The sequence below is a fragment of the Herbaspirillum chlorophenolicum genome (genome assembly GCF_001189955.1).
GTDB classification, from domain to species: domain Bacteria; phylum Pseudomonadota; class Gammaproteobacteria; order Burkholderiales; family Burkholderiaceae_D; genus Herbaspirillum; species Herbaspirillum chlorophenolicum.
On record NZ_LFLT01000026.1, the window covers coordinates 67,951 to 75,408 of the forward strand.

A 7,458-nucleotide genomic window follows, 5' to 3' on the forward strand; every position below is an offset into this window, starting at 1 on the left:
GGAGTCCTAAGAACAAGGTAAGGCGATCGCCTTCAGTCCGGGCCATCTGGCCGCCCAGTCACTTTCATGCGCCATGCCGTCGACGATGCGCAACTGTGCGCACGGCCCCACCGCTGCGACAAAACTGCGCGCGACGGACGGCGGCACGACCGTGTCGTCGGCGCCGCTGACGTGCAATTGGGGAATCGTCGCAACACGCTGCGCGACATCGATGGCATTGAGCGAGTCCGGCATCGGACTGACCTGGTGCAGTCGATTGACCGCAGCATGATCAAGATTGCCGGCGACCGTGCGCAAGCTGGCGACATCCTGGCGCCGCGCCGCGACCAGCACCGCCAGCGCACCGCCGCCGGAGTATCCCACCAAATTGACGCGTTGACCCGGCAGGCGGCGCAGATACTGCGTCACGGCGGCATTCATCGAAGCCACGACTTCTTCGGCATAGCGTTTGTCGGTCCAGTAGGTCACCGCGCAACGCGGATTGACTGACATCGGCGTGAACTGGCAAGGCCGCGCCAGATAGACCACGTTGGCCGACGTATCCGCCACCGCGAGACTCAGCCCCAGAACATGGTGCGGCGTCGGATCGTCGGATGGCCGGTTGCGGCTGCGCCAAGCCATGCCGTCGCCTTCGATGTAGACGGTCAGCGGCTGGTCGGTGCGGGTGATGCGGGCATACGATGTCAACAAAAATGCACCGGTCTGTACCTGCTCGCGCTGCAAGCCCGCCGGCTGCGCCATGGCGTCGGCATGTGTTGCGGGATCTCCCGCGCAAGCCGTGAGCAGGCAGATCATCCCCAGCACTGTTGCGCATTTCATGCCGCACCGTCGCGCAGCTTGCCCAGTGCGGCGGAAACGGACTGCAGCAATGGCCCCCACGCGCCGCGCGCCGGTTGACGAAACAACCGCACCGAGGGATACCAGGGCGTGTCTTCACGCTCGAGCAGCCAGCGCCAGTCCGGCACGAACGGCAGCATGACCCACGCCGGACAACCGAGGGCGCCTGCCAGATGTATTGGGGAAGAATCGACCGACACCAGCACATCGAGCAAGGTCAGGATCGCTGCCGTGTCATCGAAGTCACGAATTTCATCGCTCAGCGACACCATCGACATTCCCGCCGGCGGCGCTGCCGCCTGCTCTGCTGCCGGGCCCTTTTGCAGCGCAAGGAAAGTGATGCCCTCCTGCGCAAGCGGCGCCAGATCCGATAACGTCAGGGAGCGGCGCGCATCGTTGGTATGGGTGGGCCGGCCGGCCCATACCAGGCCGACCAGCGGGCGCGGCAAGGCCGCCAGGCGCGCGCGCCATTTTTCGACACGCGCCGGATCGGCGCTCAGATAATGGGTACTGCCCGGCAGATCGCTCAGTTGCAAACCCATCGCCAGCGGCAGACTCATCAGCTCGCAGTGAAAGTCGAATGCCGGCGGAAGAGTGCCCAGGCGAATGATGTCGTCATAACCGGCGCAACGTTTTGCCAGTGCATAACTGTCCGCATTGACTTCCAGAACCACGCGAGCGCCGCTGCGCTCTCGCGCCCACGCCACCATGCGCAGGAACTGGAAGGTATCGCCGTATCCCTGCTCGTCATGGATGAGCAAGGTTTTACCCTTGATCGACTGGCCCTCCCAGCGCGGACTTTGCACGTGGCGACCGATCATGGCGGTATGTTCCATCTTGTAGCGGAACCGGTATTCGCGCCAGCCGCGAGCGAATTCTCCCTGCGACAGCAGGATCTCCGATAAGTCGAAGCGCGCACCCATATTGCCCGGAATCGTCCGCACGATCATTTCCAGGATGTGCCGGCTTTCATCGACTTTGCCTTGCGGGCGCATGGCGAAAACCAGTTGCCGCCACAACGGGATCGGCCCGGAGCCGGAGGCCAGTACCTGCCGCAGCAATGCTTCGGCTTCGCTGAAACGTTCCTCGCTGAGCAACGCAGTGGCCTGCTGCTGAATGGCAGCGTAATCGTACATGTTGGCGGCCGGTACGCTCATGGCTCCGCATCACCAGGCGGGACAATGCCGAGCGCCGCCAGCAGCGGTCCCAGTTGCGATGCGTGGCGACGCCAGCGCCCTTTCGACGTGGCGTAAATCGGCTGCCGCACCTGGCTCACGCTGGCGGTTCGCACAACGCGGCGCGTCTTGTAGAAACTGAGGCAGACGTCGTCCCATGGCATATCGACAAATGCGATCAGGCGCCGCGCTTCACCTTCCAGATCGTCCACCACATTTTCGTAGTCGACTTCCAGGAAACGTTCCGGCGGCAAGACCTTGCGCAGGCTCTCCATGAGCATCTGATAGTCGCGATGGAAAGCGCCCAGTTCATCAAGGCGATAGGCAAACATCTGTTCGCCGGCAAAATGCTTGCTGTAACAGGACAGGCAGGTATCCACCGGATCGCGCCGGCAATGGATGATGCGCGCGCCGGACAGAACCAGCGGAATCAATCCGGCATACAGGAAGTTGGCCGGCATCTTGTCGACCAGGCGCAGTGCACCGGGAGCCAGGCCGTCGACACGCGACAGGTAGTCGCGTCCGATCCGTGCAAAATCTTCCCTGCTCCAGTGCATCAGCGCATCGGGAAACGTTCCGGCGTTGTCGAGGGCATGGCGCAAGGCGCTCAGTTCTCCGGCACCGTGAATGCCGGGATGCGATGCCAGGATCTGCTCCACCAGCGTCGTGCCGGAACGCGGCATGCCGAGGATGAACACCGGCCGCTGCGAGGCTGTGCCGGCATCCCTGAATTTGTCCATCAGCTCCGGCGTAAAGGCTGCAGCGATTTTTCGCATCCAGGCGCTGGTCGCGCCGGCATCATAATTGAACGTGGCGCGTTTGATCGCGTTGCCCTTATCAAGATGGAAAAACGCCCGTTCCGAATCGCCGGTATCGAGATACGCTTTTCCAAGCGCGAAATGCACACTCATCTGATCGCTGATCGTCGGCTTTATCGCTCGCGCGAGCGCCGCTTCCATCGCGGCGATATCGGCATCATCGCTGCGGTACGTCTTGGTGTCGGCGCGTGCCGCCATGACCCGCACCGAACCGGGAAAACGCTCCAGCGTGCGCTCAAACGCGGCAATTGCGTCATCCTTGCTGCCGGCCTCCATCAACAGCAATGCGTGCGCGACGAGCGCTTCTTCCGCAACGGTTCCCGGCAAAGTTGCCGCGCGATCAAATGACGCGGCCGCCTCGTCATGTTGACCCAGCATCTGCAAGACCTGACCGAGCATGTTGTGTCCGTTGGCGCTGTCGGGAGCGATGCTCACCGCCTGGCGCGCACAGGCAAGCGCATCCTGAAGGTGATCGTCTTTCATCAACAGTTTCGCACGCGCAGACAGCGCGCCCGCATGCTGCGGCGCAAAGGCGATGAGGGCATCGATCCAGCGCCTGGCATCGGCATAGCGCATGCGCGACATCTCGATCTGGGCCAGGTTGAAGTAGGCATCCGCCAGTTGCGGATTGATATCGATGGCGCGCTCCGCAGCAATAATGGCTTCGTCGAACCGGCCGAGATCGTTCCACAGCAACGCCAGATTGCTGTGGACCTCGGCATAGTCTGGCCGCAATGCCAAAGCGCGCTGATAGCTGGCCTGCGCTTGCTCCAGATCCTCCAAGCGCTTGTAGGTGTTGGCAAGGTTGTTGTGCGCCTCGGGATTGTCGGGTTGGAGCGCCACGACATGCCGCAGGCATTCCAGGGCGGCTTCAAATTTTCCGCTTTCCTGCTGGATGATGCCGAGATTGTTCCAGGCCGCAACGAGCTCGGGCTCTTGATCCACCGCGCGCCGGGCGGCTTGCTCCGCTTCTGCCAGCAAACCTTTCTGGCGGCACATTTCAGCCAGATTGCTGCAATACGTCGCTGGCGCAGAGGGCCACAGACAAGCCTTGCGCAAGTAATCGATCGCCAGGTCGAGCTTGCCGTAAGCATGTGCGATCAGTCCCAGCAGATGCAAGGCATCCGGTTGCTGCGGCAAGACTTGCAAGACGCGCAGACTGAGTTGTTCAGCCTGATACGCCTGTCCCGCGTTCCAATGTGCGTAGGCCTGGTTCAGTGCATCAGGAATGGTGAGCTGTTGAGCAACAGGGTAGTTGTTCTTATTCAAAGATGCTCCACGGCGTAAAGCGAGAAATTAAGCGTTCTTATTGCAGAGGGTGCGAAAGTGCCCGCTCATCTGTAATTTTTTCAGAATAATAACAATTATTGCAAAAATGGAATCATCAGATGATTCTTTCCAGCACGGCTGGTGACGGACGGAAGCCATCTCCTTCACCGCGACGCTCGCCATCCCGCTGCCAATATGGCTCAGACGCCATTGACGACATCCCGAGTCCCCGATGAATCGTAGCCGAAGGCGCTTCCCGTCGTCAAAAAGACGTGCTTCGCATACCGGCATCGTTGCCATGATGAAGCCATTTCGGCTCCGTTTCCGAACCCTTGAATTTTCCCGAAAATCAGCCGATACACACCAAAGCTTAATTTTCCGATATAAATACTGAAAAAATCATCGAAAGAAAAAGAAAATGCATCGATCAGAACGTCAACCTCCTTTTACTGCAGGCAACCAGACCGTTCTGGTTTTATCGCTTACTGCGGCATTGGCGGCAATGGTTTCTCCTGCCGCGAAAGCGGCCACCATCACCGGAAGCGCCACGCTCACAAGCGCGGCAACCAACCTGACCTGGAACGGCAACGGCACGCTGGTCATCAATAATGGCGTGCTGATCACCGGTTCACCGGCGCTCAGCGCTTCTACTTCGGGCGGCACCCTGCAGAACAACGGCACGATTAGCGGCGTCACTGCCGTGTCCAATACCGGTGTGATCACTACCTTCAACAACGGTAACGGCACCATCGCCGGCGCTTCCATTACCGGCGCCACAGGCATTAATAACGCCAGCAGCGGCACCATTACCACGCTCCACAACTTCTCCGGCAGCTGGATCACTGCCATCACCGGCGTCAAGAATAACGGCATCATCAGTACGCTGACCAATGACAGCGGCGGCTCGATATCCAACGGCGCGACGGGGATTTTCAACTATTCAGGCGGCGTCATTGGCACACTGAGCAATAGCGGCAACATCAGCCAGGCTACTTTCGGAGTCAACAATAACAACGCCAGCATCACCGTGCTGCAGAACAACGCGGGCGGCTCCATCAGCGGTATCACCGGGATCTTGAACAATAACAGCGGCAACATCGGCACGCTGACTAACATGGGGCTTATCACTGCCACCGGCACGGGTATCTCCAACATCAGCAGCAGTACCATTACCACGCTCAACAACGGCGGCTCAATTACCGCCCTGATCGCCATCTCCAACGGCGCCACGATTGGTACGCTGACCAACACCGGCACCATCAAGGGAACCACCCGGGCGATCTCCAACAGCGGCACCATCGGCGTCATCGCCAACAATGGCGGCGTCATTTCCGGAACGATATTCAACGCAACGCAAGCCTTGAGCCTGACAGGCGGTAGCGGATCAATCTTCGGCACCCTGACCGGATCCGGCAGCGGCATCGGCGCCGGCAATATCGGCCAGATCAACAATACGGCATCGAACCTCACCTTCAGCGCCGGCAATCAGCTGCTCAACGACAACATCAACGTGGGCAGCAACACCGTGTTCAATGCGGGCGGCACGCTGCAACTCAACAATACGATCGCCATCACCGGCAACTACACCCAGAATGCCGGCGCGACACTGAACATCGGCGTGGCGGACGGGGCGGTTGCCACCGGCGTCGTCAGTGCCGACAGCGGCTACGGCCGGCTGATCGTATCGGGCGTGGCGACATTCAACGCCGGTACCAGCATTGCGCTTAAAAAACTCAATAGCTATGCCTTTGCGCAGGGACAGCGCTTTGTCGTGGTACAGGCGAGCAACGCCAATGCGAATTACAACGCAGGATTGCTGAACTATTCTGCCGACGGCTACACCGGCACATATACCGGCGCCAGCGTGGTCGATAGCGACGACAACACCAAGACCGATCTTGTCATCACCTTGGCAGCGCCAGCCTCTGGCCCAAATCCGGGCTCTACCCGCCCGAACATGTGGGCAACCACGCCTGATGCCATTTCCGCGTTGTCAGGCTTGTTCCGTTATGGCGGCACCAATGCCGACATGCTCAACATGTTCAATGCCGCTGCCGCCCTCGGTTCTACAGGCGACGCCAATCGCGCCGGTGCACAATTGAGTCCTGCTGCCAATACCGCTTCGGCCATCCAGTCAGCACAGGCGACAACGCAGGCAGTATTCAATATCGCTTCATCGCACATCGACACTTTACGGACGGCGCAAGCCGCCGGCAGTGGCGTCTCTACCGGTGAACGCGCCAGCGATATTGCGTTGTGGGGACAGGCGTTCGGCGGCCAGGCAAATCAGGGCAATCGCAGCGGCGCCAGCGGCTATCGCGCCGGCTACAGCGGCCTGCTGATCGGCGCCGACACGGCGCTCAACGATCAGTGGCGCGTCGGCGGCGTATTCAGTTATGCAGATACGTCGGTCAATGGCGGTGGCGACAACACCGGCAGCTCGGCGCACATCAAGGCGTATGGACTGACCGGCTACGGCGGCTACACGGCGGAGCGCTGGTACCTCAATCTCTCCGGCGGCATCGTCCGGCAAAAGTACGACACGCTGCGCAGCATTGGCTATACCGGCTTCAGCGGCAACGCTGCCGGCCAGTTCGACGGTACGCAATATATTGCGTCGGCACAGGCAGGCTATCCCATCAACCTGAACGCCACCACGACGCTCACACCGATCGCCGGCCTGACCTACAGCCGCATGACGCAGGATGCCTATACCGAAACCGGCAGCGTCGCCGCCTTGCGCGTCAATTCCGCCAGCACCTCGTCCGTGAAGAGCGATCTGGGCGCAAAACTGGAGCGCACGCTCAAGACTTCGTATGGTGAAATCACGCCGTCGGTTCAACTGAGCTGGCGACATGAATATCGCGACACCAGCGTGCAGTCAGTCGCCAACTTTGCCGCCGACACCAGCGGCGCTACCAGCTTCACCACGCAAGGTGCAGCAACTAACCGCAATACCGGCGTACTGGTGTTGGGAACGACGCTGGCAAGGAGCCAGAATCTGACGCTGGCGGCACGTTATATGCTGGAAGCCGCGCGAGGCTATACGGCACAAACGACTGATCTGCGGCTACGCTATCAGTTTTAATAGCAGACCACTGCATCATCAGGAAAAAGCCGCATATGCGGCTTTTTCTTTTGCGAAATGTGATCCAAGTTTGCGATATGCAAATGTCCGCCTCCGGCCAGGAGGGACATGCTGCATCCGCGATCTGGTTCTTGTCGCACGTTGTGAAGCACGACTGTTCAAAGATCATCCAAGAAGTCCACCTGTTTACCCATGCCGATGAAGGCGAGCGTTTCATACGCATCAAAGAAATTACGCAGATACTGGAAGGCGCCGGGTTCGGCCACGATCT

At 60.0% G+C, this 7,458-nt stretch carries 4 protein-coding genes; 1 reads left to right on the forward strand and 3 read right to left on the reverse strand.

The genetic code is table 11. From position 1 onward, the window contains the following. Positions 1-6: 6 nt before the first annotated feature. Genes AKL28_RS15910 through AKL28_RS15920 form a run of 3 tightly spaced genes read right to left on the reverse strand, consistent with a single transcriptional unit; the run spans position 7 to position 4,099 of the window. Positions 7-819, reverse strand: coding sequence for an alpha/beta hydrolase (locus AKL28_RS15910; protein ID WP_050469138.1), 813 nt, complete (start codon positions 817-819; stop codon positions 7-9). Next, positions 816-1,994 (reverse strand): tetratricopeptide repeat-containing glycosyltransferase family protein, encoded by a 1,179-nt coding sequence (locus AKL28_RS15915; protein WP_082221523.1) that lies wholly within the window; start codon positions 1,992-1,994, stop codon positions 816-818. Before AKL28_RS15915 ends, AKL28_RS15910 begins: the two co-directional genes overlap by 4 nt. Further along, positions 1,991-4,099: a tetratricopeptide repeat-containing sulfotransferase family protein gene (locus tag AKL28_RS15920; RefSeq protein WP_050469139.1), complete on the reverse strand. Its 2,109-nt coding sequence runs from the start codon at positions 4,097-4,099 to the stop codon at positions 1,991-1,993. Before AKL28_RS15920 ends, AKL28_RS15915 begins: the two co-directional genes overlap by 4 nt. Before the next feature lie 502 nt (positions 4,100-4,601). On the opposite strand from AKL28_RS15920, the gene AKL28_RS15930 reads away from it, so the two are divergent. Next, positions 4,602-7,187: an autotransporter outer membrane beta-barrel domain-containing protein gene (locus AKL28_RS15930; protein WP_082221524.1), complete on the forward strand. Its 2,586-nt coding sequence runs from the start codon at positions 4,602-4,604 to the stop codon at positions 7,185-7,187. Positions 7,188-7,458 lie beyond the last annotated feature (271 nt).

Excerpts from the sequence above, each read along its gene's own strand:
- AKL28_RS15910 (WP_050469138.1), bottom strand. The coding sequence starts at position 819 with ATGAAATGCGCAACAGTGCTGGGGATGATCTGCCTGCTCACGGCTTGC.
- AKL28_RS15915 (WP_082221523.1), bottom strand. The coding sequence starts at position 1,994 with ATGAGCGTACCGGCCGCCAACATGTACGATTACGCTGCCATTCAGCAG.
- AKL28_RS15930 (WP_082221524.1), top strand. The coding sequence starts at position 4,602 with ATGGTTTCTCCTGCCGCGAAAGCGGCCACCATCACCGGAAGCGCCACG.